Source organism: Hyalangium versicolor, from assembly GCF_020103695.1.
GTDB lineage: Bacteria > Myxococcota > Myxococcia > Myxococcales > Myxococcaceae > Hyalangium > Hyalangium versicolor.
In genome coordinates, this window is the sequence record NZ_JAHXBF010000007.1 from 241,384 (window position 1) to 268,304 (window position 26,921).

Below are 26,921 nucleotides of genomic sequence, written 5' to 3' on the forward strand. Positions count from 1 at the left end.
GCGGGTGGTGGACCTCCTGCGGCGGCACGCTCCGGGGCTGAGCACCCTCGCGGTGGCGCTGTGCCTCTTCGGCTTCGTCGCTCTGAAGCGCCTGCCTGGCGGCCTCTACCCGGAGGTGTCATTCCCCCGAATCGTCGTCGCGGCGACGCTCCCAGGAGGCAGCGCGCAGACGCTCCAGTTATCGGTGACCCGCCCCGTGGAGGAGGCCCTGTCCACGGTGCTGGGCGTGCGCCGCGTGCGCTCGAGAACCATCCGGGCCGCAGCCGAAGTGTCGCTCTGGTTCGAGCCCGGCGCCGACATGGATCGCGCGCTGGGGCTCGTCAACGCCCGGTTGGGCGAGCTGCGCGGCTCGCTGCCGCCGGAGGTAGAGCTGACCGCAGAGCGCCTGACCGCCTCATCCTTTCCCATCCGGACGCTCGCTGTCACAGGCTCAGTGGAGCAGGCCCGGCTGCGCGACTTCGCCCTCTACACGCTGCGCCCGAGGCTGGCCGGCCTGCCAGGCGTGGGACGCGTGGACGTCGTGGGAGGAGACACGCGCGAGGTGGAGGTAACGGTCGATCCCGCGCGGCTGGAGCAGGCCCGGCTGGACCTGCCGCAGCTGGCCACCACGGTGGGAGACGCGCTCAAGCTGGAGCCCGCAGGCCGTGTGGACATCCACTACCGTCAGGAGATGGTGGTGGTGGAAGGGCCCGTGGAGCGCCTGAATGAGCTGCCCCAGCTCGTCGTGGGCGGCACTCCGGAGGCCCCCGTGCTGCTCGGAGACGTGGCTCGCGTGGAAGAGGGCCATGCGGACCGCCTGTCCCGCACTTCGGCCAACGGCAAGCCCTCGGCGCTGGTGAACATCGGCCGCCGCCCCGGCGCCGACGCCATCACCCTGGCTCGAGACATCGACGCGGAGCTTCAGCGCCTGCGCACCGAATTGCCTCCCGGCATCGAGGTGCTCGTCGCCTATGACCAGGCGGGGCTCATCACCCGCTCCGTGGTGAATGTCCGCGACGCCGTCGCGATCGGCGGCCTGCTCACGCTCGTCGTGGTCGGAGCCTTCCTGCGCTCCTGGCGGGCCATGCTGGCCGCCGCCGCGGCGCTCCCCACCACCCTGTCCATGACGTTCGCGGCGCTCTGGCTCTCGGGCGGGACGATGAACCTCATGTCGCTCGGGGGGCTGGCTGTCGCGATCGGCCTCGTCGTGGACGACGCGGTCGTGGTGGTCGAAGCCGTGTACCGCCGCGTCGCCGCCGGAATGGAGCGCTGGGCCGCCACGGCGGATGCGCTTCGGGAGATTGCCTGGCCAGTCACCAACTCCACGCTCACCACGGTGGTGGTCTTCGCGCCCCTGTCCTTGCTGTCCGGCGTCTCCGGCCAGTTCTTCGCCGCGCTGGCGTTCACGCTCTCCGTCGCGGTGCTGCTCTCCCTGGCCGTGGCGCTCACCCTGACACCCCTGCTCTGTGGCTGGCTGCTCACCCCCCAGGGAGTGCACGAGATGCCGGGCACAGGCTTCCACCGGAAGTGGCTGGATCGGCTCAGCGGTGTCCCGGGATGGACCGTGGGAGGGGTCGCGGCGCTCACCCTGCTGCTCGCCGTGTTCGCCTCCGGGATCGGGACGGGCTTCCTCCCCGAGCTCGATGAGGGAGCCTTCGTGGTGGACTACTTCACGCCGATCGGGACCTCCATCTCCGAGGCAGATCGACTGGGGCAGCAGATCGAGGCGACCGTCGCAGCCCTCCCGGAGGTGGACATCACCAGCCGCCGCCTGGGCGCCGAGCTAGGTCCCCCCGCTGCCACCGAATCCTCCACAGGCGACATCACGGTGGCCCTGAAACACTCACGGAGCCGCTCCGGGGCGGACGTCATCGAGGAAGCCCGCGGACGGGTGGAGGCGGCCGTGCCCGGAGTCCGTGTTGAGTTCGTCGAGTTGCTCCAGGACATCCTCTCCGACCTGGAGGGCAACCCGGACCCCGTCGAGGTCAAGCTCCAGGGGCCGGACGTCCATGCCCTCCAGGAGTTCGCCCCCCAGGTGGCTGACCGCCTGAAGGACATCCCCGGCCTGGTGGATCTGTACGATGGAGTGGCCGGATGCACCTCGGAGCTTCACCTGGATGTCGCGCTCCCGGTCGCGGGGCGGCTGGGGCTCAGCGCGCAGGACGTGGCGGCCCAGGTCCGAACGGCCCTGCTGGGGCAGGTGGTGAGCGCGGTGCCACACGAGGGCCGGCTGATCGACGTGCGCCTACGGCTGAAGGATCCGGAGCGGCTGGAGCCCCAGGTGCTCGAGCGGCTTCGGCTTCGGCTGGCCTCGGGAGTAACTGTGCCCCTGATGCAGGTAGCGCGCGTCCGCCACGAGTGCCTGCCCTCGGAGCTGCTCGCCGACAACCTGCGCCCGCTCATCGCGGTGACGGGACGGCTGGAGAACCGGGATCTGGGCGGCGTCATCCAGGACGTGCAGACCCGCCTCGCGGACCTGAAACCCCCGCCCGGAGTCGAGCTGATCCTGGGCGGCCAGCGTGACAGTCAGCAGGCCTCCTTCCGGGAGTTGGTGCTCGTCCTCACCCTGGCCACCTTCAGCGTTTTCCTGGTCCTGACATTCCACTTCCGCAGCCTCCTGCTGCCGCTGCTCATCCTGGGAACAGCTCCCGTGGGTATCGCGGCGGGGCTGGCGATCCTGCGCCTCACAGGCATCCCCCTGAACGTCTCTTCGCTGATGGGGTGCATCCTGCTGGTGGGGCTCGTCGTGAAGAACGGGATCCTGCTCCTGGATCGCGCCGAGGAGGGGCTCGCGGAGGGGCTGAGCGCCCAGGCGGCCGTCGAGCGCGCTGCCAGCGTGCGCCTGCGCCCCATCCTGATGACGACGCTGGCCACGCTGCTGGGGTTGGTACCGTTGGCGCTGGGGCTGGGTGAGGGCGCGGAGCTGCAGCGCCCGCTCGCCATCACCGTCCTCGGCGGGCTCTCCCTCTCCACGCTCGTGGTGCTGTGGGGCCTGCCCTCCGCCTATGTGCTGGCGCGCCGCCGGGTGCGGCCACCTGGCATGGGAGGAAACTGAAGCCCGGATGAGAAGTTCCTCAGCTTGCCCCCGCCGCGTGGCGAGCCGCGGAGACCTCGGGCATCACCTCGTTCGTTCTGAACGAGGAGCACTCGATGATTCGCGCGAGGGAGCCCTCCTGGGGCCGCTGGACGCTGTGGGCGAGCTGTGGCCTCGCGGTGCTCCGGCTCCTCTACGCCACACGCGTGGAGCTGGCTCCCCAGGAGGCGTACTACTGGCAATACGCCCGGCATCTGGACCTGTCCTACTTCGATCACCCGCCGATGACCGCGTGGCTGATCGCGCTGTCCGTGCGCCTGCTGGGCGTGAGCGAGCTGGGAATCCGCCTCCCCGCGGTGCTGTCGAGCCTGGCCCTGACGGGACTGCTCTACTCGCTGGGAGCGCGGCTGTACTCGCCCGTCGTGGGAGCCGTCACGGCGCTCACCGCCAACGCCACGGTGCTGTTCGGTCTGGGCGCGGTGGTGATGACGCCGGACGTGCCGCTCGTGCTGTTCTGGGCCGCCTCACTCCGGGTGCTCTGCGAGCTGGTCCTCCCGGACGGCGCGGGGGCGGGCCGTAGCGGGTTCCGCTGGTACCTGCTGGGGCTGCTGTGCGGGCTCGCGCTGCTCTCGAAGTACACCGCCGCGCTGCTCCCGCCACAGATCCTGGTGACAGCGCTGGGGTTCCCCCGAGGCCGGGCTGCCCTGCGCACTCCACACCCCTACCTCGCGCTGGCGGTGAGCTTCCTCGTCTTCTCCCCTGTCCTCATCTGGAACGCCCACCATGGCTGGGCCTCGTTCGCCTTCCAGACCCAGGGGCGAATCGAGACGGTCCATGGGCTCCAGCCATTCCTGACGGGGCGGTACCTGGGGTTGCAGGCGGTGGCGGTGGGGCCGCTCCTCTATGTGGCGCTCCTGGTCTCCGCCGGGCTCCTCGTTCACCGCGCGCTCCAGGGAGACCCACGCGCCCGCGTGCTCTGCCTCGCGAGCCTGCCGGGGCTCGTCCTCTTCTCGGTCGTGAGCCCCTGGCACTGGGTAAAGATGAACTGGGTCGCTCCTGCCTACCTGGGAGTGCTGGTGGCGACAGCGGCCTCCTGGTGCGATCCGAAGCGGGGCATGTGGGGCAGAGGGTATGCATACCTCTCGGTGAGCACGGGTGCCGTACTGGCGCTCGGCATGTATCTGATGCCCTTGTGCCCCTTCATCCCCTTCCGTGAGCGGGACAACCTGGTGAGCGGCTGGCGCGAGCTGGCCTCCGAGGTACAGCGCTACCGGGAACAATCCCCTGCCGGGCAGCCCCCGCCGTTGGTGGTCGGCTGGGGCTACAAGACCGCCAGCGAGCTGGCCTTCTACCTCCCCGACCATCCCGAGACCCAGTCGGACTCAGCCCTCGGGAAACCGGGCCTGGCCTACGACTTCTGGTTGGACTCCGTCAGGGAGGGGCAGGACGCGATCATCGTCGCGGACGACCGCCAACCCCTGAGGGACGCGCCCACCCGGCTGCAGTCCGTCTGCACCGCCGTGCATGCGCTCGCGCCGGTGACGGTGCACCGGGGCGAACGGCCCGTGACGACCTTCCAGCTCTGGTATTGCCAGCATTGGCACCTTCCCGGCCCCCCACGGGAGCACCTCACCCTGCAAGCACCGGGAGCCAGAACGTGAAGAGGCTCTCCCCCGCCGCGGTGCGCTCATAGGAGAGCGCTCCACCGTGGGCCTCGATGATGGCGTGGGAGATGGCGAGCCCGAGCCCCATGCCATCTCCCGAGCGCGCGCTGTCCGCTCGCGCGAAGCGCTGGAAGAGCCGGGGCACCAACGCGGGATCCACCCCCGCGCCGTCGTCCGCCACGAGCACCTGCGCTCCCGAGGAACTCGCATGAACCTCGACGCGCACCTGCCCCTGGCTATACCGGAGCGCATTGGACAGGAGGTTCTCCAGGACCCGGCGCAAGAGCGAAGCATCCCCCTGCACCAGCGTGGACTCTCCGGCGAGCGAGATCCGTACCGCGCGCGCCTGCACCTCCAGCAACCGTTGAGCCCATTGGGTGGCCATCTGGGCCAGCAGGAACAGGTCCACCGGCTCTCGGGCCGTCACCAACGTGCCGGAGTCCGCGCGAGACAGCATCAGCAGCGCCTCCACGGCCGCCGCGAGCCCCTGGCTCTCCGAGTGAACGATCCGCAGCGCCTGCCGGTACTCCTCCGCCGAGCGCTCACGCCTCAGGACCACCTCCGTCTCACCGATGATGACGGTGAGCGGCGTGCGCAGCTCATGGGCGGCGTCCGCCGTGAAGCGGCGAATGCGCTCGACCGTTCCGCGCGCATCCTGGAGCAGCGTGTTCAAGGTCGAGGCAAGCTCGTCCCACTCATCCCCCGTGCCGCGAACTGGCAGGCTCAAGTTCAGCTCGGAGGCGCGCGCGGCCCGGGCCCGGTGGCTCGCCTCGCGCATGGGCGCCAGGGCCCGGCGGGCGAGCGCTCGGCCCAGCATGATGGCACCGACCACCGCGATCGGCGCCGCCAGCGCCATGGCCCCGAGCACCGGCCAGACCTCGTCGAAGAGATCCTCCAGCGGCGCATCCGGAGGCAGGGCCTGCCTCTCCAGCCACTCCTCGAAGACGAGCGCGGCTGCCACCAACCCTCCATAGAAGAGGATGGTCGCCAGCACGGCGCCGCCAAAGAAGAGCGTGAGCCGAGCGCTCAGCGTCACGGGGCGCTTCATGGCGAATGGCTCCGCAGCACGTAGCCCACTCCCCGCACCGTATGGATGAGCCGGGTCTCAAAGGGCTCGTCCACCTTGGCTCGAAGGTAGCGGATGTAGACCTCGACGACATTGGAGAAGGTCTCGAAGTCATGGTCCCAGACCGCCTGGACGATCCGAGTCCGGGAGACGACCTCGCCCGCATGCTCGAGCAGGAACTGGAGCAGCGCGTACTCGCGAGCGGTGAGCGAGAGTTCCTGCCCTGCTCGCACCACCTTGCGGGTGACGGGATCCAGCGTCAGGTCCGCATGGCTCAGGAGGGGGCTGGCCCTGCCGGCAACACGGCGGAGGATGGCCCGGACGCGTGCCAGCAGTTCGTCAAAGGAGAACGGCTTGACCAGGTAATCGTCCGCGCCGGCATTGAGCGCCGCGATGCGATCGGCCACCGCATCCCGAGCCGTGAGCATGAGAACGGGCGTGACATCCCTGCGCGCGCGCAGTCCTTGGAGCAGGTCGAAGCCAGAGACCCCGGCGAGCATCCAGTCGAGGAGAATGAGCTCGAAGCGCTCGTTGCGCAGCAGGTCCTGCGCCTGGAGCGCGTCCGCGCACTCCCGGACTCGAAAGCCCTCCTCGGCCAGTCCCCGAGTGATGAAGGCACGAACACGCAACTCATCTTCGACGATGAGGATGGACACTCGCGTGTTTGTACCACGTTGACCTGAGGCCAGGGACAAGCAGCGGCGTGTCTGGTCCCAGGCCCCTCTCACCGTCTCATTCCGTGGACTGACCGTCTCATCTCACGGACGGTCCGGCCGCCTGTTCGCGAGGCTCAGAATCGCTGAGCCGCTCCAAGTGCTTGAAACCTCAAGCCACGCCCGCGCGGTCGCAAGCGGAGCCCTGCGGCAGAGCGCTTGGACCGACGCCTGCACTGGGCCGTCCCCGCGACCTGGCCACCCACGCCTGCGTGGGCTCGCCCGAGTCACCGCACTGCGCCCCATGGACTCCGCCAGAGGTCGTCGGGGGCGCGATACACGTGGAGAGCTGTCATGGGATGGAGTGGTACGAGTCGGAAGTGGATGCAGGTGTCGTCGGGGCTGTTGCTGGGAGCGTTCGTGGCGTGCGCGCCACCGGAGCCGACTCCGCCGGGCGGACAGGGCCCGAGCGCGGGGATTGCCGCCATGGAGCCTGCGCCGCAGATGGAGGTGGCGAGCTACGACGCCACGTTGCAGGTGCCTCGGTGCAGCGCGAGCGGCTTGGGGTGCGATTCCGAGGCGCTGTTCGATGGGCGCGGACCGCTGGGCCCCGAGCCCCACGCGCCCAACACGCTGGGCGGCACGTGCCTGGATGGATCCGCGGGCACCTACCACTCGGACGAGTCGGTTGACCGGATCCGGCTGTACACCACGGATGGATCCGCGCTGGCGCCGGGCAAGGAGATCACCATCGAGGTGAGCTTCTGGGCCTACTCCATCGGCAATCGGGTGGACCTGTACGCGGCCGAGGACGCGAGCAATCCTACGTGGACGCTCTTCCAGGTGCTGACGCCTCAGGGCCGAGGAGCGAACACCCTGACGGCCACGTACACCCTGCCCGAGGGCATCACCGGAGTGCAGGCGGTGCGAGCAGCGATTCGATACACTGGCGCGTCCAGTTCCTGCGACGGGGAGGGGTACAACGATCGGGATGACCTGGCGTTCCAGGTTGGGGCCAGCACGGGTTGCTCGGAGACGATGAACCCGTGAGACTGAGGCACTGAGTTCGAGGTTACGTTTTCACCCCCAAGACGCCCACGCATCCATGCGCGTGGGCGTTGTTGTTCACCTGTCCCGATCAGGCGGCGAGAGACCTTCACTGGCGGATCATCTCCTCCTTGGGGCGCTACCTCTCAGAAGACGTCGACTTCGAGGCCTGCGAGCAGGCTCACCCCGAAGGATGGATAGACAAATGCCGTCGTCGCATCGAGAGGCACTCGCTCCTTGAACGGGTGCCACGCGCCCTGGACTCCGAGCACTGCCGTGGCGCGAGCAAACCGGAACCTCGTCTCGACCGCCAGCAGCCCGCCGACGCTCTGCGCCTCGAGGGTGTCGAAGTCCGGCACCGGCCGATCCACGGCCAGGAACAGGAACTCCACCCCTCCACCGATCCACAGCGGCAGGCCCTCAAGCTGGGCCGCGAGCACCGCGGATCCGCCGGTCGTGCGCAGGCGGACGCGCACCGGACCTCTGTCATCGATGGCCGGAAAGGTGGCGGCCAGAGAGAGGCGCAGATCCAGACCACGCATCAGCTCCGCACGAGCACCAAGCGCCGCTCCGGCCGTGACCAGAGGCATGCTGGGCAATGACTGCACCAGCCCGCGAGCACCAAACGAGAGCCAGGAGTGCGGAGCCGGCAAGGGAGCAATGGGCGCTGGCATGGGAGCCGGGGAACGTGACATGCGCTCGGCGGAAGCAGGTTCGACGGGAACAGGCTCGACGAGGAGCCCCGCCGTCTGAACCACCTCGCGAGACGCCAGCGGCTCGGCGCTCGCCTCCACCACGGCAAGCGGCTCTGCTGCCTTCCGGGGTGCGCGCGGCGGGGCTTTCCTCGGATTTACGCGCGGCGGCTCCTCGAGCTGGTTGAGGAGTTCCCGCCCTTCGAGGGCGATCGCCCGTGCGAGTTCAACCGTGGAGGCGCCCTCGACGTGCTCGAGGCGGCGGCTCGCGCGCAGCGTTCCCAGCTCCGCTTGGACGCTGATGCCTCCTGCTGCGTCCAGCGCCACGCGTATCTGCTGGCAGGGCGGGACGCACTTCGCGCCCTCGCCTAGGACTGCCACCGAAGCCCCGTAGGCCACCAGAGCACTCTCCACCGCGCGAGACAGCGCCGGGCGAGGCTCACCCTGGGCACCCACCGCGGAGACAGTCACCGGCCCCGTCCTCGCCAAGGCTTCGCACGCCAGCATCGACACCAACGCCGGGAGCCATCTCATCGCGGGGGCCCCGCGCCTCTGTCACGTGCAAGCGCCGAGTGCACCCCGTTCGGAAAGCGCCGCTGGTACTCGTGCCATGCGGCCGCCGCGGCTGCTGGACGGCCGCTGCGCTCAAGCAAGATGGCGCGCTCGGCCGCCGCGTTGTCCGCCCACAGTGGTGCCTGCTCCTCAGGGATGAGTTTCAGTGCCCGCTCGTACTCTTCGAGCGCGGCGCCTCCCTCTCCCCTCGCGGACAGCACGAGCGCCCGGCGCGCCCGCGCCTGCCCCTCGAGCTCCACCGGTAGCTTCGATCCCAAGACCCGATCCAATGTGTGCAAGGCCTCGTCCCACTCTCCGCGGGCGAGAAGCTCCTCCGCGCGCAGCCAGAGCCCTTGCAGGAACCGCTCCGCCGATGGCACCTCCAGGCTGTCGCCGGCCGTCAACACCTCCGGCGCACGTTCGGCACCGAGCGGCTGCACCTGAACCCGGCCCTCGCTCACCGTGATGCGAGTGGTGTCCCGGCCCGTGCTCACCGTGAACCGCGTCCCGTGCACCACCACGCGGGCATGGGCCGTCTCGACCGCGAAGCTGGCGCCCGGGGCGAGCTTGCGGACTTCAAAGCGTGCACTGCCAGCCTCGATCCGGACGCGCTCGGCCGGGCCTGCTTCCATGAGCCGGAGTTCCCCAGGCCGTTCCATCCAGATGGATGCACCACCGGCCGTCGTTCCTTCCGTGACCGCCGCAGCGGAGGCGACCAGCACGTCCCCGGGAGCCGCAAGCCGATGAATGGCGCTGCTGTGAACCATCCGCTCGGCGGCAATGACGACGAGCGCCGTCACGGTCACAGCGACAAGGGGGCGCACGGCCTGCCGCGCCCGCTGCCGCCATCGGTGCGCCCGCACGCCTGCACGCGCCGCGTCGAGCAGGGCCGACGAGAACGCCGGAGGCACAGAGGACCCAGGCGTCTCACGAAGGAGCTCGAGGGCCTTGTCCGCGCGTTGGAGCACCTCCTGGCAGCGGGCGCAGCTCGCACAGTGCTCCCGTGCCACGTCCGGCGAAGACTCCAGCAGTTCGAGCGCGTCTTCGCATGTCATCGGCGAGACCCTCGATGCGTGGAGCGGCGCATCCCATCCTGTCCCAGCAGCTTGCCGAGGGTGAGCCGGCCCCGAAAGATGCGTGAAAGGATCGTCCCTCGGGGCACATGGGTCATGTCAGAGATCTGCTGTGCGGTGAGCCCGTCCGCGGTCAGCAGCAGAGCCAGGCGCGTCTCCTCCGGCAAAGTGGCGAGCAGCTTTTCGAGGAGCGCGGTCTCCTCCGAGCTCGCCAGCGAGTCGTCCGGTAATGGGTCGCTTGTTTCAGAGCGTGGATCAACGGCCCGTTCGCTCTTCTCCCGCCGGGCCTCCGCGCGCAGCACATTGTGTGCCCGGCGGAGCGCGATGGCAGTGATCCAGGTGGAGAGCTGCGCCTCCCCACGAAAGCTCCCGATGCGGCGAAACGCCGTCGCGAAGCTCTCCTGGAGGACCTCCTCGGCGAGAGCCGCGCACCCCAGGTACCGCTCGAGCAAGTGCAAGAGCCTGGGCGCGAGCGCATCGTACGCTTCGCGGAACGCAGCCTCTTCTCCCGCCTGCATCCGGGAAAAGAGCGCTCGCTCATACGCTGCCCCTGGCAGGTACTGGACCGTGGATCTGTCAGCCACTGCGGCTCCTTTCCCCCAACCCTGCTGAAGCCAGAGCGGGGGAACGGATGGGGTGCTTGACGATTCCTCGTTACGGAGTGGGCGCCGAGCAGCCCTCGTTGTCTCCCTCGTGCTCGCCCTCCTGCGCACACTCGATGCCGTCGTCTTCCTTCGAGTTCTCCTGATCGAGGGACTTCACCTGCTCCACCTTCGTGGTCTCGCTGGTGGTCACCGTCTGGCCGAGGAGTTGGAGCTTCACCGTGCCGCTGCCGGTGCGCTCGACCGCCTGCAGCGTGCCCTTGAGCGCAGGAGAGGTCGCGCGCGAGCCCTTCGCACTGGATGCGACGAAGGTGCCGTCCGGGTTCACCGAGCCCACGAAACGGACCGCCGCGCTGTCAGGCAGCACCTGCGCCTGGATCTTCATTCCGAGCGCCTCGAACACGCCGGCCGACACGGCGCGAACCTCCGGGCGCGGCGCGAGGATCTCACCCGCAACCATGCCATTGGCGGCTCCGTCGTCGTTGGTCTCGCCGTCACCGTCGCCGTTGGGGCCCTCCGCATCGTCGTTGGTCTCGCCGTCGCCATCCCCCGAGTCACTCGTGATCGCCTGAACCGACTTCCCATCGGCGCTCAGGGTGAGTGCGACGCTGTCCCCTGCCTTGAGCTCGCTTGCCTTCGAAGCACCGCCGCCCGTGCAACCGGCAGCACCCAGGACGGCGGCCGCGAACACTGCGAAAGACTTCGACTTCATGTGATTTCTCCCGAGGGTGGATTGGAAACCGGCTATCGGTTCCAAAGGCTTAGACACCGCTCGGGGCGGCCTGATTGCGTCCGCGTCAGTCCTTGTCCTCGTCATCCTCCTGCTCCGAGAGCACGGTGCCGTCGGCCTTCATCTTCAGCTCCATCTCCTTGCCGTCGGCCGTCTTCACGGTGGCCTCGTATCCACCATGCTCGGCCTCCGCCTCCACGAGGGTGGCGCCCGGATAGCGTTTGGCGATGGCATCCCGAACCGCCTTCGGCAGCTCGGCCGGGGCCAGCTTCTCGTGGGCCTCGCCCTTCTCCTTGGCCTCCTTCGCAAGCACGGCAGCGGCAGGCAGGAGCGACAACAACGTGATGATGACAACTCGCTTCATCCTCGTCTCCCAATGAAAGCCATTCATCGGCTTGGGAAAGACTCTACGCATCGTCCATGACAGGTTCCTGGGACGAGGATGAGAAGGTCTTAAGCATCTGCCGGACGCTCGGCAGGCTTCATCAGATTCGCGTGGGACGCAGGTGCACCGGCGGTCCTTCGGGCGCGGGGAAGATCCACGCCTTGGGTCCCAGTCCGTCCTCTTCCTTCGACAGGTCCACCGTCGGATCCACCAGCAGCTCCGACATCCGGCCGTTCAGGGACACACGGACATCAGCTCGCACCTCCACCGGGTGGTGCGTAGTCGCTTCGAAATCCTGGGCGATGCGGTGGGCCAATTGCAGGATGAGGTCCGGCTGCACCGCCATCTCCCGCTCCTGGAGCCGCGTGAGGTACTGATTGGGCGAAACCGCCCACTGCCGTCCGGTGACGCTGTCGCGCACCATGAACGTCGCGCTCCCATTCTTCTCCCGTGTCATCACCCGCCACGAGAAGCGCATCCCCTGTTCGTGCCAGAGCACGTTGCCCCCATAGGCGTGGGTGCGCAGTGGCAGCGCCACCTGGAGGAACGCGTAGACCAGCGCCGCTCCCAACGCCACGCGGCCCTTCCAGCCCGGTGCCGCCACGGACGCCCCTTCCCCGGCCAAGGGCAGGCGCAGGGAGACAGGAACCCGCCGCACCCGAGCCATGAGCGCGCGCGGCCACGAGGGCTCGAAGAACACCAGCGCCGCGGTGACCATGATGAAGGGGAACATCCCGATGGGGAACAGCGCGAACGTCACCGCGTGAAACCCCAGCACCACGACGTACGCGAACGGCCGCGTGCGGCGCCACAGCAGAAACAGCACGATGGTGCTGTCGAACAGCATTCCCCCCCAGGCCGCCGCATACGCCACCCAGCGCTGCTCCAGCAGCGGCCCCACCCATGGCAGCCCCGTGCGGGCCGCCAGCCAGATGTTGAGCGGCTGGGCATGCACCAGCCAATCGGTGGTGACCTTGGCCAGCCCCGCGAAGACGTAGACGATGGACACCTGGAAGCGCAGCAGCACCGTGCACCACGCCGGCAGCCAATCCCGGCGGAGCGCCGGCCGACGCCACGCATCCACGGAGAAGGCACGGTGCGCGGGAACGAAGCACATCAGCGCCAGCAGCAGGCTCACCAGGTAGTAATGGTTGAGGTAGTTCGTCACGTCGAGAAGCTGCACGTAGGCGAACACCGCGAACAGCAGCACCACCGTCACCCGGTAGAACAGCCCCACCATCAACAACACGCCCAGCACGCCCAGCGCCACGAAGAGCATGGGCATCCACGAGCCGGGGAGAACGGGCACCCAGCCGAACCCCCAATAGGTGAAGCGGAACCGGGGCTGCGCGAACAGCACGTCCACCCAGCCGTAAGCCAGGAAGCGCACCGCCGACACGGTGATGAGCAGCCCCAGCGCCACCCGGAACGCCGCCAGCGCGGCGATGTCCCGAGGCGCCAGAAGCCACTCCCACACCCGTGCCATGGAACGCGCGGACGTCACGCCCCGGGAGACGGGTACATCAGTCATTGTCTCCCTCGAGGCCCGCGGGTGGCTCCAGGTCCAGCGTGGTGATGAAGTCCGTCTTCAGCACGTCCGTGATGCCCTTGAACTCGGTGTAGACGGCCTGCACGGAGGCCTTGTCCTGCGCCAACGCCTGCCGGAGATCGTCCTCCTCCACCGCGGCCAGCGCCGCCTCGGCACCCACCACCTCCGCCCGCAGCCGCGTGGCCACAGCTTCCGCTCCCGCCGCTACCAGCACGTCGTCGAAGCCCGTGCCCGAGTAGTCCGGGCCGCAGCCGTCCACGATTCGCCGGAAGCCCACGAGGTTCAAGTGCAGGTTCTGCTTCGAGCGGCCCGCGAACTGGGACTCCAACAACTCCGGGCAGGTGTCCGACGCGCAATCGCGCAGCGCCAGCGGCCGCGCCAGCTTCTGATCCTTCCCCTCGCGCTCCACGTAGAAGATCGCATCGCTCATGGCGTTGAGCGCCACCTGCGTCGTCGGGAACACGGTGTTGCCCGAGCCCGCTGTCGCCAGCGTCTTCAGGAAGTTGCCGCCTTCCGGAGCCCACGCGTCCACCAGCGCCTGAGCGCGCGTGCGCACGTCCGCCGCCACCACCGCCGCGTAGGCCCGCTTGCGCGCCGCCCGCTCATCCGCCGGCAGCGCCGCCCACGTCCCCTGCGCCACGATGGCGGAATTCGGCCCGCACGCCGTCTCCGCTCCCTCGTAGAACAGCAGGTACTCCAGCGCCAGGAAGCCGCGTCGCGTCACCAGGCTGGTGGAGAAGCTGGCCGACTCGTACCCCTTGGAGACGATCTGCTCCTCGATGGAGCACCGGTTGTACAGGGGGAATGAATGGATGTTGTCGCGGATCTCCGCGCCGCCCGGGCTGCTGCGCGGAGCCGCCGGCCCCACCTGCATCGCCTCCATCACCTCCCAGACGTCCATCGCCTCATGGAACGCCGTGCGCGCCGCCGCCACGGCCGCCGCGTCCGGAGCATCCCGCAGCGTCACCGTCGCCGCCTGCAACGCCGTGGCCTTGGGCAGGAAGTCTCGCGCCGTCCCCAGGATGCACTCGCCCGCCGCGCTCAACAGCTGCACGCGCACGTCCGTGCCGTCCACGGGCGGCGGATCCACCGGCTTCTTCTTGTCACTGCACGACACACACAACACCGCGGTGAATACCAGGGCCCTCACTGCCAGCCAGGAGGGCGCGCCAGGATGAGATCGAGAAGCAATCATGGCCATCGCAGTATCAACCCAAGTTGAGACTGACAATCATTATCGAAGCCAACCTGTATGTGCTGAGCACTCGTGCCGCGCCTTGACTCGGGCACAAACACAGTCTACTCAGGCGCCCCGCTAACGCGTTTGAAAATGAGAATCGTTCTCATAATTCAACCCCAGCGCAACCATGAGAAGTGCTCTCAGAATCCGGCTGCAGCGCCATCATGAGAATTCCTCTCAGAATCCAGCCGCAGCGCAATCATGAGAACTCCTCTCATCATCCGGCCGCAGCGCCATCATGAGAATTCCTCTCAGAATCCAGCCGCGGCACACCAGAAAGCCGAATCATGTCGAAGCAGATGAAGCACCGGAGTTCCAAGAAGCGGATGCCCAGCCTGCTGGCTCTGGGCCTGACCGTGGTCTATCTGAGTGGCTGCAGCGACGAAGAAGAGGACCCCACTCCCACGCCCGATGCCGGTGTCCAGACGGACGGGGGGACGGATGGGGGCACCCAGACGGATGGGGGCACTGACGCAGGCCCTGTCACGCCGGACACGGACCTGGCGTTCGTGCGGCTCAACGCCAACGGTACGGTGGACAACAGCTTCGGCGCGAACGGCAACGGCATCTCCGTGGTGAACCTGGGCACGGGCTCCGGCACGGTGCGTGACGCCATGTGGAGCATCAGCCGCGACACGCAGGACCGGCTGGTGGTGTTCGCCACCAAGAAGGCGGAGGGCACGCGCACGGACACCGATCGCGTGGTCGCCCGCCTCACCGCCAACGGCGCGCTGGACGAGACCTTCAACGCGACCCCCTCCACCAACGCGCGCAAGGGCTTCTACGCGCTGGACATCGGTGGCCTGGGTGACTCCGCGCGCCACGGCATGGTGCAGGAGGACGGCAAGATCGTCTCCGCTGGCTACCTGTCGCAGCCCTCCGGCGTGGGCGCGCAGTCCGCCAACCGCATCGTGCTGCTGCGCCTGGATGCGGCAGGAACGGTGGACAACACCTTCGGCTACAAGGGCGTGGTGAACTCGGCGCCGTTCGCCACCAACGACCCGACCAAGGAGTGGGGCATCTCCGAGGCCTACGCCGCCGTGCGCCAGTCCACGGGCTCCTACGTCACCACCGGCTATGGCCGCGCGGCGGGCGTGTCCGGCAGCACGGTGGACCTCATCTCCTTCCGCTACAGCGCGGCGGGCGTGCTCGATCCCACGTACGGCACGAATGGCTCGTTCATCCTGGATCTGGCCGGCGACAACGACCGCGGCCGTGACGCGGTGGCGCTGAAGGACGACCGCATCTTCATGGTGGGCAGCGGAACCCCCACGGCGGGCAACATCGACGCCATGGCGGTGCTGCTGACCTCGGACGGCCAGCCGGCGACGGCGGACGGATTCAACGAGGGCTTCAAGCTCTACTCCTTCGACCGGCCCGACGAGGCCTTCTTCGACGTGGAGAGGGCCACCGTGGGCGCCGATGAGTACGTGGCGGCCGCGGGCTACCGCGCGGGTGGCGGACAGGACGACGACGCCGTCCTGCTCATCCGCAACATCACGACGGGCGCGGAGTTCGCCGGCCCGGTGCCCTTCTCCGAGACGGAGAACGACCGCTTCTGGGGCGTGACCTTCGGTCCGGACAACAAGGTGTACGCGGCGGGCTTCCTCACCGAGGGAGGTGACAACCGCTTCGCCATCGCCCGTTTCAACCTGGACGGCACGCGCGACACCACCTTCGGCACCGGTGGCATCGTCACGGTGAACATCATCGCCGGCAAGCTGGACGAAGCCGCGCGCGGCATTGCGGTGCAGTCTGACGGCAAGATCGTCATCGCGGGCGCCGCCGAAGCGAAGTAGTCATCCACGCGGGTGCTGTAGGCAGCGCTCTTCCTGAGCCGGCGGGGATGTTCCACTCCCCCCGCCGGCGCGGGGGACCGCTGCGCTTCTTCGCACGTTCCTCCGGGAGTCTTCGTCGTCATGGGTGCACCGACTCTGGCAGTTGCATGGGTTTCCTTCGTTATCTCCTCGTCGGCCATGGCCCAGACGCCACCTCCGTCCCAAGAGCCCTCCCCGGCTCCTGTGGAGGCTCCGCTGGCCCCCGAGCCCGCACCTCAACCGGCAGCCGCTGAGCCCACTCCGCCCCAGCCCACCCCGTCCGACGTCCCCGTCGTCGAGACACCGCCCGCCGACAACCGCCGGTTCGAGAGCGTGGTAGTGGGCACGTCTGAAGCGAAGACGAGCGGCTCCATCCACATCCTCAAGCCGGAGAAGCTCCAGCGCTACGAGTTGGACGATCCCCAGGCCATCCTCCAGTCCGTGCCGGGCGTGTACGGGCGTGGCGAGGACGGCTTCGGCCTGCGGCCCAACCTGGGCCTGCGCGGCGTCAACCCGGACCGCAGCAAGAAAGTCACCCTGCTGGAGGACGGCATCCTCTTCGGGCCGGCGCCCTACTCCGCGCCCGCCGCGTACTACTTTCCGTTGATGACCCGCATGCAGTCGGTGCGCGTGCTCAAGGGGCCCTCTTCCGTGCAGCAGGGCCCGCAGACGGTGGGCGGCTCGGTGGACCTCATCACCCGGGACATCCCCACGCAGGAATCCTTCGGGCTGGACGTCGCGGGTGGCCAGTACCTCTACGGCAAGGCGCATGGTTATTTCGGCGCCAGCACCGAGCGCGCGGGCTTCCTCATCGAGGGCATCCACCTGCGCAGCAGCGGCTTCAAGGACATCGACAACAGCGATGCAACCACTGGCTTCCACCGCAACGAGTGGATGGCCAAGGCGCGCTACCGGCTGGTGCCGGACGGAGAGCTGCGCCAGACGCTCCAGCTCAAGTTGGGCTACTCCGACGAAGGCTCCAATGAGACGTACCTGGGGCTCTCGGACGCGGACTTCGCCGCGGACCCGCTGCGCCGCTACAAGGCCAGCCAGTTCGACCACATGCAGTGGCACCGCACCCAGGCGGTGCTCAGCTACGTGGTGGAGGGGCGCGACATCGCGGTGACGACGTCGCTGTACCGCCAGGACCTGGACCGCACCTGGCGCAAGGTGAACGGCTTCCGCGGCATCTCCATCTCCGACGTGCTCGCGGACCCCACGAGCGCGCGCAACGCCATCTACTACGGCGTGCTCACGGGCGAGTTGGACTCGTCCACGCCCGGAGAGACCATCCTCATCGGGCCCAACCACCGGGTCTTCGTCAACCAAGGCCTCCAGAGCGTCGCTCGCTGGACGACGACCACGGGCCCGCTGTCGCACAACGCCGAGTTCGGTGTGCGCTACCACTTCGACAGCATCGACCGCCGCCACACGCAGGACGGCTTCCGCATGGTGGGCGGCGAGTTGGTCGCCGAGGGCGGCACCACGGAAGTCACAGCCGACAACAAGGACTCCACGCACGCGCTGGCGCTGCACGCAACGGACGCCATTGCGTGGGGCCCGCTGGTGGTGACGCCGGGCATGCGCCTGGAGATCATCCGCTCCAAGTCCGTGGACAAGATGGCGGACACGGTCCAGAACGGCTCGCTGGAGGCGCTGATGCCGGGCGTGGGCGTCTATGGCGCGATCAACCCCGCGCTGGGCGTGTTCGCGGGCGCCTACCGGGGCTTCTCTCCGCCAGCGCCGGGACAGCCGCAGGCCGTGGGCCCCGAGAAGAGCATCAACTACGAGGCCGGCGCGCGCTGGGCGCGGCGCAGCGAGCGCTTCGAGGTGTTGGGCTTCTTCAACGACTACTCCAACCTCACCGACGTCTGCACCTTCTCCAACGGCTGTCTCAACGAGAACCTGGACCGGCAAGTGGACGCAGGCGAGGCGAATATCTACGGCCTGGAGGCCTTCGCGGAGAAGACCTTCCGTCCGGGCGGAGGCATCACCTTCCCGCTGACGGTCGCGTACACGTTCACGCGCACGAAGCTGCTCAATGAGTTCCGCTCGTCGGATCCCCAGTTCGGTCACGTGATGGTGGGGGACGAACTGCCGTACGTGCCCCATCACCAGCTCTTCGCCTCCATCGGTGTGGAGGGTGCGCGCTGGGGGGCATTCATCAGCTCCACCTTCCTCGGCAGCATGCGCGAGGAGGCGGGCCAGGGAGAGATCCCCGAGGGCGTGAAGACGGGGGCCCTGCTGACGTTCGACGTGAACGCCAACTGGAACATCACTCGCTGGGGACAGCTGTACGTGAGCGGCCGCAACATCCTGGACGAGGCCGTCATCGTCGGCCGCCGTCCCTACGGCGCCCGCCCCAACGCGCCCCGCACGCTCATCGGCGGCTTCAAGATCCAGCTCTGAGTTCAGGCACCGGGCGGGGTCTTCTCCCCCACCCGGCGAGTCCCGCGCCCGAAGCGCAGGTACAGGGCGGGAACGAGCAGCACGTTCAGCACGGCGGAAGAGAACAGCCCGCCCAGGATGACGACAGCCATCGGGTGTTCGATCTCCTGCCCTGGCTTCAAGCCTCCCGCCACCAGGGGGACCAGCGCCAGGGCCGTCGTCAGGGTCGTCATCGCCATGGGCTGGAGCCGCTCCAACGTTCCGCGGAGAACCAGCTCGCGCCCGAACGGCACGCCCTCGTTGGCCTCCAGGTGTCGGTAGTGGCTCACCAGGAGGATGCCGTTGCGCGCGGCGACGCCCAACACGGTGACGAACCCCACGAGTGAACCGAGGGAGACGACTCCGCCGGTGAGCAGCACCCCTACCACTCCGCCCACGAGCGCGAAGGGCAGCGTCGCGAGAGTGAAGGCCACGAGCCGCGCCGACTGGAAGTCCAGGTAGAGAACAAGGGCAATGCCCAGCACCGCGAGGACAGCGAAGCCCAGGAGCCGCGTCCGCGCGCCCTGCCGCTCGGCGTACTCGCCCAGGACCTCGGCGTGGTGGCCGGAGGGCCAATCCAGGCCGGAGAGGGCAGCCCGGATGTCGGTGACCACCGCCCCCAACGCACGGCCCTGGGCGTCGCAGGTGATGTCAAGCCTGCGGGAAGCGCCCTCGTGCTGGATGATGTTGGGGACGGAGATCATCTCCACCCGCGCCACATCTCCCAGCCGGTAGGGCATGCCCGAGGGTGCCACCAGCCGCAGATCCTTCACCGCGGCCACGTCCTGGCGCAGGGAGTCCTCGCCCCACACGACGACGTCCACCGTGCGCTCGTCACGGTACACCTCGCCCACCTTCGTGCCTTGAATCAGCGTGGCGACCGCCCGCTGCACCTCACCCGGTGTCAGTCCCAGCCGACGCCCCGCCTCCTGCTCGAGCCGCACCTGGATTTGCGGCACCAGCACCTGCGGCTCCACCTTGAGGTTCACCACCCCGGGAATCCCCCGAAGCTTCGCTTCGATGTCGCGCGCCTTGGTGCGCAGCGTGTCCAGGTCGGGCCCCGAGGCACGCACCACGATGGAGCCGCTGGCTCCGCTGAGCACCTCCTTGATGCGCTCCTGGAGGTACGTCTGCACATCGCGATAGAGCCCGGGATAGCCCTCCACCACCTCGTGGATGCGCCGGACGGTCGCCGCGTAGTCGTCGACAGCGTCCAGGCTGATCCAGAGCTCCGCGAAGTTGGGGCCCACCACCTCGTCGGCCACCTCCGCTCGGCCAATGTGGGCCCCGAAGTGGCGGACACCCGGGATGGCCCGCAGCTCCTCGCTGGCCCGCAGCGCTGTGCGGAGGACCGCGTCGCCGGATGTTCCCGGCTTGGCCACCCAGTGCATGAGGAAATCCGACTCCTGGAAGTGTGGCAGGAAGCCCTCGCCCAGCAGCGCCGCCAGGATGCCTCCCACCAACAACACGGCGAGGACGCCTCGGACCGCCAGCAGGGGCCGGTCCATCACCCATGCGACGAGCGGACGCACGCGCTCGCGAAGCCACCCTCCCAGCCTGGGAGGACGCTCCTCCTCCTTCGCCGTCAGCAACAAGAGACACAGCACCGGCGTCAGCGTGAGCGCGACCACCATCGAGGCGCCCACCGCGAGGACATACGCCACCGCGAGTGGACGGAAGAACGCCCCACTCACGCCCTCCAGGAGGAACACGGGCAGAAAGACGAGGACGACAATCACCGTCGCGTAGACGACGGCGCTGCGGACCTCGAGCGACGCATCGAGCACCACCTGGAAGGCGGAGCGGGGACTGCCCAGGGCCCGGTTCTCCGCCAGGCGCCGCTGCACGTTCTCCACGTCGATGATGGCATCGTCCACCACCTCGCCCAACGCGAGCACGAGCCCGGCGAGCACCATGGTGTCGATGGTGGCCCCCGCCAGGCGCAGCGCGACGACGGCGCCCACCAGGGACAGCGGAATCGCGACGAGGCTGATGGCCGCCGTCCGCACGTTCTGGAGGAAGGCGAACAGGACGACGATGACCATGACGCAGCCGAGCAGCACGGCATGCCGGAGGTTGCCCACCGCCGTCTCGATGAAGGTCGCCGGCCGGAAGATGCCGGGAACCACGGTGACGCCCTGGAGCGCCGGACGCAGTTGCTCGAGCGCGGCCTCCACCTGCTCGGTGACCTCCAGGGTGTTGCCCCAGGGCTGCTTCTCGATGATGAGGAGGATGCCGGCCCCGTCGTCGACGATGCCCTCGCCAATGGGCGGCGGATGCCCCTCCTGCACCGAGGCCACGTCCGCCAGCCGGATGGACGCCCCCTTGCGGAAGGCCACGGGCACCTCCTCCAGCGCCGCCAGTGTCGTGGCCCCCGGGAGGTTGACCGCCAGCCGCTGGTTGGGTGTATCGATGAAGCCTCCCGAGGACGGAAGGCTCGCCTCTCGCACCACCCGGATGACGTCATCCAGGGTGACGTTCGCGGCGCGCAGCCGCTCGGGATCCACCTTCACCTGGAACTGGCGATCGCGCTGTCCCCAGATGGCGACGTTCGCCACTCCCGGAATGCCCATGAGCCGGGGACGGAGGGTCCACCGCGCCACCTCCGAGAGCGCCATCCGGTCCAGCGTGTCGGAGCGCAGCCCCACCTTGAGGACCCGGCTCGTCGCTGACACGGGCGAGAGCATCACGGGAGGACGCGCCACCGCGGGCAGCGTGGAGGCCATGCGCGCAAGCCGTTCCTGCACCATCTGCCGCGCCAGGAACAGGTCCGAACCCCGCTCGAAGATGAGCACCACGGACGAGAGGCCGAGCACGGACTTGGAGCGGAGCGTCTTCAGCGCCGGCACCCCCGCGAGGCCATTCTCCAGAGGTGTGGTGACGAGCTTCTCCACCTCCAGGCTGGAAAGGCCGGGGACCTCCGTCTGGATCTCCACCAACGGTGGCGCGAACTCGGGGAAGACATCCAGGGGCATGCCGCGCAGGCTCGCGTAGCCCAGGACGAGCACCAGGACCGCGGCGGCAATGGGAATGGGCCGGTAGTGAAGGCAGGCAGAGATGAGCTTGTGCATGTCGAGGTCAGTCCTTCATCAGTGGCCGGCACCGAACTCCGTCCCGAACAACTCCGCCGCGCCCACGGCCACGATGGGCGTGCCCTCCTTGGGGCCCCGCGCCAGGAGCAGGTCCGTCCCCTCCAGGCGCACGACGTCGACACGGCTGCGGGCGTACACGTGGTCCTGCTGCAGCACGTAGACCCAGGCCCCGCCCAACGCGTCGTAGACGACAGCGGACGCCGGCACGGCGAGGAACTCGGCGTCCGCGTCCAGTTGCAGCGATACGCCGACGCGCTGGCCCGGCGCGAAGCGAGCGGATGCGGGCAGCTCGTAGAACCGGTCCACCGTGGCGGAGACCGGATCCGCGCTGGGCGGTCCCAGCACCGGCAGGGCCTCCACCCCATTGTCCTGGCCCGACAGGAGCGCGTGCACGCGCACGGGCACGTCCGGCTTCACACGGTACGCCTCGTCGACGAAGAGCGGCACGCGCACCCAGTTCGCGGTGACGCCCACGACCTCGAAGAGGGGTGCCCCCGCAGTGACAGACTGCCCGGGGGCGACCGACACCTGCCGCAGGACGCCATCGCGAGGCGCGCGGATCTGCATGCTGACGTCCGACTCCAGCGGTGAGCGGCTCACCAGCTCCAGCCGCGCGCGCGCGGCCTCGAGCTCCGACTGGGCGACGGCCCGCTCCGCCCGTGCTTCCTCGACGGCCCGCTCCGTTCCCGCGCCATCCCGCAGGAGCCGCTCCGTGCGGGCGAGTCGCCCCGCCGCCGCCTCATCGCGGGCACTGGCCGCGTCCACCGCCCTGCGTGCCTGGGCATGGAGATCCCGATCCACGGTGGCGAGTGGCACCAACCGCAACAACACGTCGCCGCGCTTCACCGGGGCTCCTGGACGCAACGCGGGCGTGGTGCCTTCCGCGACGACGCCGCCCGCGACGGGTGCTGTCACCACCAGGGCATTGCCGGACGGCACCACGACTTCGCCGCCCAACACCTGCCGCCGCGCCGCCTTCCGCTTCTCCACGGATTGAACGCGCAAGGCCAGGCGCGTCTCGGCCTGGGGCTGGAGCGTCACCGTCGCCAGCGAGGCCTCCGCCACGTGAGAACTCACGGCCGCCGCGGGGGGCGCCGCCGCGGGCTTCCCCTCCCGGCAGGCGACGAACGGGGTGACGAAACCAGCGATGGCGATGAGCCGGACAAACCTATTCATGAGCCACTCCCTGTTTGCCCAGACCGCGGTCCAGTTGGGCGAGCGCGCGGCGCAGGTCCGCTTCGAGGTCAAGGGCACGGAGCCGCGCGTCCGCCAACCGGCGCAAGGCATCCAGCACCAGCACATACGGCGCATCCCCCGCGTCGAAGGACTTCCGTGCGCCTTCGCTCGCGGCGGTCAACGCCGGGAGGATGTTCGCCTGGAAGGCCTCGAGGGACGCGGACGCCTGAAGCGCCCGCTCCCGGGCCACGAGCACCTCGTTCGCGACCTGCTGCCGCAAGAGGACATAGCGAGAGGAGGCCCGCATCAGCTCTGCCTCCGCGCGTCCGATGCCACCCGGGTTCCAATTGAAGATGGGAAGCTCAAGCTGCGCGCCGGGCACCCACAGCACCTGGGGCGTGCCGTTCGCGGACGTCGACGGCTTCACGTCCAGCCGCGCGAGCAGGCTGACGATGCGAGCCTTCTCCCAGCCCAACCTGCTCCCAGCCATCTGGATGCCCAGCTCCGCCGCGAGCACATCGGGGCGGGCTGCTTGCGCCAGTTGGATGAGGTCGGACAGCGGACGCAGGCCACGTGACGCCCGGGGGAATGCACGAGGAAGGGCCTGCGCGAACAAGGGACTCTGAGCCACGCCCATCAAGAGCCGCAACCGTTCCCGGGCCAGCAGCACCTCGGTCCCCGAGCGCCGGGCAGCGTCCTCCGCCAGCAGCTTCTCGGAACGAAGCGCCTCCACCTCCATGCGGCTGGCGTCGCCTGCCCCGAAGCGCGCTTCGCCCAGCTCCAGCGTCCGCGACCACAGGGCCGCCAGTTCCTCCAGCGCCACGCGCCGCCCTTCCGCGAGCATCCAGTCCGCGTGGGCGATGCGCACATCCCTCGCGACATCCAGCCCGTTCTGGACGAGCCCGCGCGCGACCTGCTCCACCTGGGCCTTGGCGGCGGCGACGCGGGCCGGGCGCTGCCAGAGGGAGAACAGCGGGAGGAGCAGCGAGGACTCGATGGTCCGCGGGCCCACGGGCAGGAGCAGGGAGAAGGTGGGGTTGGGCAGCGCTCCCGCCTCGGCCAGGTCGGCTCTCGAGACGCCGATCTGTGCCATGTCTGCCTGGAGGGCGGCGCTGTTCCAAAGCGCGACGGCGACGGCCGTCCGCTCGTCCAGGAACTCCGTGTCCGCGACGCCTGGCGGCAGGGAAGGCCCCCCGTCCACACCGGGCCCCAGGGGAGCGGCGCGCTCCGCGAGCTCCGCGGACACCCACGTTCGATCGTAGGGCGAGGTGGCGCAGGCCGTGGCCATCAACAGCCCCGTGAGCACCACCGTGCGAGTGTCGGACTTTCGAAACCTGCACCGGGAAGGCATGCGCCGACCCTGCCAGCCAAGGTTGAACGGCGGCTGAACGGCGCTGGGAGCCCCCCGGACGGAGCCCCTCGCGGGTGCTATAGCTCTGGCAGGGAAACCCGCCATGCGAGTCCTCGTCGTCGATGATCACCAGGAGCTCCGCGCCCTCGTCACCCAGGCACTGGAGCGCGACGGACATGTCGTCCGGCAGGCCGGCAACGTGGAGCAGGCGCGGCAGTCGCTCGTCGACGCGGTGGACGTCATCGTGCTCGACATCGGCCTGCCGGATGGCTCCGGGCTCGCGCTCTGCCGGGAGCTGCGAGGGGACGGCATCCAGACGCCCATCCTCATCCTCACGGCCCACAACCGCGTGGCCGAGCGGGTCGAGGGGCTGGACGCGGGCGCGGACGACTTCCTGGGCAAGCCCTTCGCCATCGCGGAGCTGAGGGCTCGGGTGCGCGCCATTGGAAGGCGGAGGGACAAGACGAGCGCGGTCCGAGTCCAACTGGGCGACGTGGTGCTCGACTTCGGCAAGAGGGAAGCGCACCGCGCTGGCAGCCCCGTGCCCGTCACCGCGCGGGAGTGGGCCATCCTGGAGACTCTGGCCGCACATGGGGATCGCGTTGTGAGCCGGGATGCACTGCTGGAGTCCGTCTGGGGCGAAGTCTCCGCTGGAGCCGCGAGCAGTCTGGAGGTCCTCGTTGGGAGGATCCGCCGCAAGCTGGGCGAGCACGTGGTGCGCACGCTGCGAGGCGAGGGCTATGGCCTTGGAAATGGCTGACCGTGCGCCCCCCCGGGATTCGATGGTGCGCAGGCTGTCGCGTGCCATGCTGGCGGTCACCCTGGCCAGCAGCGCGCTCACGGCTGGAGCCACCGGGTTGATTGCCTATCGCCTGCTGCTCGCGGGCGAGGACCGGCGTCTGCGGGATGCGGCAACGGACCTCATGGAGGAGGTCGCCGGCCTGGGAGACGCGGAAGCGGCGGCAGCGGCCGATCACGAGCAGAAGGAGCTCGAGGCCTTCGGCATCCACATCGCCCTGTTCTCCGGAGACACGAGGCTGGGAGGCGCGCCCGGCGTCTCCGTCCAATCTGGCTGTGACTGGTCCCAGGTTCCAGGCCAGCCGGGCGTGAGGCTTTGCGGAGTGCCGGGCCTCGGGCGCCTGGCGGTGGCGCAGGAGAACCTCGAGAGCATTCCCCTGCTACGACTCGCTCTCCCGCTGGCCGCCCTGATCGCCGCGGGCTGTGCGGCCCTCCTGAGTCTGGCCATGAGCCAGCGCGTGGCGCGTTGGGCGGCACGGCCCCTCACGGAGTTGAGCGCGGAGCTCTCGCGCATCGAGCCCGGCGGCTCCCTTCCCGCCTCACTCCACGCCCCGGCCCGCTACAGCGAGGTGAACGCTGTGCGCACCGCCCTGGTCGATCTCCTCACGCGCCTCCAGGAGTCCCTGGACCTGTCGCGCCGCTTCGCCGCGAACGCCGCGCATGAGCTCCGCACGCCCCTGACCACGCTGCGAGCGGAGCTGGAGCTCCAGGCGGAGACCCCGCAGCGCCCGGACACCGCCGAGGCACTGGGACGGATGCACCGGACGGTGACGTCGCTGGGGGGGTTGGTGGAGCGGCTGATGGTGCTGGCGGAGGTAACGCAGGGGACGCTCGAGCCCTTCGAGCCGGTGAGCCTGTCGGGCATCGTGGAGGACGTGATGCGCTCGCTCCCCGAAAGCGAGCAGCGCCGCGTCGAGGTCGATGTTGGGATCCAGGGCATCGTCCTGGGGGATGGCCACCTGCTGCGGCAGCTCATCGATAACGTGGTGGAGAACGCGCTCAAGTTCTCCCACGGCATGCGCGTGCGCGTATCGCTCCATCAGACCGGGGAGACCACGTGCCTCGACGTCCGCGATGAGGGGCCGGGCATCGCCCCCGAGGACCTGCGGCGGGTCTTCGAGCCCTTCTACCGCACGCCGAGCGCCCGCGCGGGGAAACAGGGCCACGGGATCGGGTTGTCCCTGGTAGCCCTTGTCGCACGGGTCCACCATGCCCACGTGGAGTTCCTCCCCTCTGCGGTGGGAACCCACCTGCGGCTGTCCTTTCCTCGCGACAGTCACCCATGAGCCCACCGGGGCCTGGATGCTACAGTTCAACCGTGTCCATCCTCATCGTCGAAGACGAACTGCGAGTCCGTGACTTCATCTCGCGAGGCCTCACGGAAGAGGGCTTCCTCGTCCGCGAGAGCGAGGACGGCGCGCAGGCCCAGGCGTTGATGCGCCAGGAACGCTTCGCGCTGATCATCCTCGACTGGATGCTCCCCGGTCTGTCCGGGCTGGACCTGCTCCGCGCCCTGCGTGCGAAGCAGGACACCACCCCCATTCTCATGCTCACCGCGAGGGACGCGGTCGCGGACCGTGTCAGCGCGCTCAATGCCGGGGCGGACGACTACCTCGTCAAGCCCTTCGCCTTCGAGGAGTTGCTGGCGCGCATCCGCGCCATTCTCCGCCGCGTCGACAACCGCCCCTCCCCGCTCCTGAGCCATGCGGACCTGACCATGGACCCCAGCACCCGGAAGGTGATGCGGGCGGGAGTCGAGATTCCGCTGACGGCCCGGGAGTACGCCCTCCTGCAGTACCTGCTCGAACACGCGGGGGAGGCGCTGTCACGGACGCGGATCGTTCAGGCCGTGTGGGACCATGACTTCGAGACGTTCTCCAACGTCGTGGAGGTCTATATCCGCTATCTCCGGGCCAAGGTGGATGCTCCCTTCCCCGTCAAGCTCATCCACACGGTACGTGGCGTGGGCTACATGCTTCGAAGTGACGCGTGAG

The 26,921-nt window shown here is 69.1% G+C and carries 20 protein-coding genes; 8 read left to right on the forward strand and 12 right to left on the reverse strand.

The features are described from left to right. Window positions 1–4: 4 nt before the first annotated feature. Both KY501_RS16735 and KY501_RS16740 read left to right on the forward strand, forming a co-directional pair. Window positions 5–3,034, forward strand: coding sequence for an efflux RND transporter permease subunit (locus KY501_RS16735; protein WP_224364354.1), 3,030 nt, complete (start codon window positions 5–7; stop codon window positions 3,032–3,034). Window positions 3,035–3,129: 95 nt separating this feature from the next. Beyond that, window positions 3,130–4,674 (forward strand): glycosyltransferase family 39 protein, encoded by a 1,545-nt coding sequence (locus KY501_RS16740; protein ID WP_224364141.1) that lies wholly within the window; start codon window positions 3,130–3,132, stop codon window positions 4,672–4,674. On the opposite strand, the gene KY501_RS16745 is transcribed toward KY501_RS16740, so the two are convergent. Further along, complete coding sequence (locus tag KY501_RS16745; RefSeq protein ID WP_224364142.1) at window positions 4,643–5,725, reverse strand: sensor histidine kinase; 1,083 nt, start codon at window positions 5,723–5,725, stop codon at window positions 4,643–4,645. The genes KY501_RS16740 and KY501_RS16745 overlap by 32 nt on opposite strands. Further along, window positions 5,722–6,399 carry a response regulator gene (locus KY501_RS16750; protein ID WP_224364143.1) on the reverse strand — a complete coding sequence of 226 codons (678 nt, stop codon included), beginning with the start codon at window positions 6,397–6,399 and terminating at the stop codon, window positions 5,722–5,724. Before KY501_RS16750 ends, KY501_RS16745 begins: the two co-directional genes overlap by 4 nt. A gap of 351 nt (window positions 6,400–6,750) precedes the next feature. On the opposite strand from KY501_RS16750, the gene KY501_RS16755 reads away from it, so the two are divergent. After that, a complete protein-coding gene (locus tag KY501_RS16755; RefSeq protein WP_224364144.1) occupies window positions 6,751–7,446 on the forward strand; it encodes a hypothetical protein in 696 nt (231 codons plus the stop codon). Between the two features lie 143 nt (window positions 7,447–7,589). Here the strand turns inward: KY501_RS16755 and KY501_RS16760 are convergent, their stop codons facing one another. The 7 genes from KY501_RS16760 to KY501_RS16790 form a co-directional block, all read right to left on the reverse strand. Beyond that, window positions 7,590–8,669 (reverse strand): hypothetical protein, encoded by a 1,080-nt coding sequence (locus KY501_RS16760; protein WP_224364145.1) that lies wholly within the window; start codon window positions 8,667–8,669, stop codon window positions 7,590–7,592. After that, window positions 8,666–9,742, reverse strand: a complete 1,077-nt coding sequence (locus tag KY501_RS16765) for a FecR domain-containing protein (RefSeq protein ID WP_224364146.1) — start codon at window positions 9,740–9,742, stop codon at window positions 8,666–8,668. Before KY501_RS16765 ends, KY501_RS16760 begins: the two co-directional genes overlap by 4 nt. After that, window positions 9,739–10,344 (reverse strand): RNA polymerase sigma factor, encoded by a 606-nt coding sequence (locus KY501_RS16770; RefSeq protein WP_224364147.1) that lies wholly within the window; start codon window positions 10,342–10,344, stop codon window positions 9,739–9,741. The genes KY501_RS16765 and KY501_RS16770 overlap by 4 nt, the downstream gene beginning before the upstream one ends. A 70-nt stretch (window positions 10,345–10,414) precedes the next feature. Continuing rightward, window positions 10,415–11,074: a hypothetical protein gene (locus tag KY501_RS16775; RefSeq protein WP_224364148.1), complete on the reverse strand. Its 660-nt coding sequence runs from the start codon at window positions 11,072–11,074 to the stop codon at window positions 10,415–10,417. An 85-nt stretch (window positions 11,075–11,159) separates the two neighbouring features. Next, on the reverse strand, window positions 11,160–11,456 hold the full coding sequence (locus KY501_RS16780) for a hypothetical protein (protein WP_224364149.1): 297 nt from the start codon (window positions 11,454–11,456) through the stop codon (window positions 11,160–11,162). A 121-nt stretch (window positions 11,457–11,577) separates the two neighbouring features. Then, on the reverse strand, window positions 11,578–13,008 hold the full coding sequence (locus tag KY501_RS16785; protein ID WP_224364150.1) for an HTTM domain-containing protein: 1,431 nt from the start codon (window positions 13,006–13,008) through the stop codon (window positions 11,578–11,580). Then, window positions 13,001–14,221 carry an imelysin family protein gene (locus KY501_RS16790; RefSeq protein ID WP_224364151.1) on the reverse strand — a complete coding sequence of 407 codons (1,221 nt, stop codon included), beginning with the start codon at window positions 14,219–14,221 and terminating at the stop codon, window positions 13,001–13,003. Before KY501_RS16790 ends, KY501_RS16785 begins: the two co-directional genes overlap by 8 nt. Window positions 14,222–14,553: 332 nt before the next feature. On the opposite strand from KY501_RS16790, the gene KY501_RS16795 reads away from it, so the two are divergent. Together KY501_RS16795 and KY501_RS16800 are read left to right on the forward strand one after the other, a co-directional pair. Continuing rightward, on the forward strand, window positions 14,554–16,065 hold the full coding sequence (locus tag KY501_RS16795) for a hypothetical protein (RefSeq protein WP_224364152.1): 1,512 nt from the start codon (window positions 14,554–14,556) through the stop codon (window positions 16,063–16,065). 120 nt (window positions 16,066–16,185) lie between these two features. Continuing rightward, a complete protein-coding gene (locus KY501_RS16800; RefSeq protein WP_224364154.1) occupies window positions 16,186–18,492 on the forward strand; it encodes a TonB-dependent receptor family protein in 2,307 nt (768 codons plus the stop codon). Window positions 18,493–18,494: 2 nt separating this feature from the next. On the opposite strand, the gene KY501_RS16805 is transcribed toward KY501_RS16800, so the two are convergent. Genes KY501_RS16805 through KY501_RS16815 form a run of 3 tightly spaced genes read right to left on the reverse strand, consistent with a single transcriptional unit; the run spans window position 18,495 to window position 24,129 of the window. After that, window positions 18,495–21,581: an efflux RND transporter permease subunit gene (locus KY501_RS16805; protein WP_224364156.1), complete on the reverse strand. Its 3,087-nt coding sequence runs from the start codon at window positions 21,579–21,581 to the stop codon at window positions 18,495–18,497. An 18-nt stretch (window positions 21,582–21,599) separates the two neighbouring features. After that, window positions 21,600–22,778 carry an efflux RND transporter periplasmic adaptor subunit gene (locus KY501_RS16810; RefSeq protein WP_224364157.1) on the reverse strand — a complete coding sequence of 393 codons (1,179 nt, stop codon included), beginning with the start codon at window positions 22,776–22,778 and terminating at the stop codon, window positions 21,600–21,602. Beyond that, the gene (locus KY501_RS16815) at window positions 22,771–24,129 is read right to left on the reverse strand and encodes a TolC family protein (RefSeq protein ID WP_224364158.1); all 1,359 of its coding nucleotides are present in this window, start codon (window positions 24,127–24,129) and stop codon (window positions 22,771–22,773) included. The genes KY501_RS16810 and KY501_RS16815 overlap by 8 nt, the downstream gene beginning before the upstream one ends. Before the next feature lie 103 nt (window positions 24,130–24,232). Between KY501_RS16815 and KY501_RS16820 the strand changes: the two genes are divergently transcribed. Genes KY501_RS16820 through KY501_RS16830 form a run of 3 tightly spaced genes read left to right on the forward strand, consistent with a single transcriptional unit; the run spans window position 24,233 to window position 26,920 of the window. After that, entirely contained in the window at window positions 24,233–24,889 is a 657-nt protein-coding gene (locus KY501_RS16820; RefSeq protein WP_224364159.1) for a response regulator transcription factor, read from the forward strand. Between the two features lie 46 nt (window positions 24,890–24,935). Continuing rightward, window positions 24,936–26,213, forward strand: coding sequence for a sensor histidine kinase (locus tag KY501_RS16825; protein ID WP_224364160.1), 1,278 nt, complete (start codon window positions 24,936–24,938; stop codon window positions 26,211–26,213). Between the two features lie 32 nt (window positions 26,214–26,245). Then, window positions 26,246–26,920, forward strand: a complete 675-nt coding sequence (locus tag KY501_RS16830; RefSeq protein ID WP_224364161.1) for a response regulator — start codon at window positions 26,246–26,248, stop codon at window positions 26,918–26,920. The last annotated feature ends 1 nt before the right edge of the window (window position 26,921 follow it).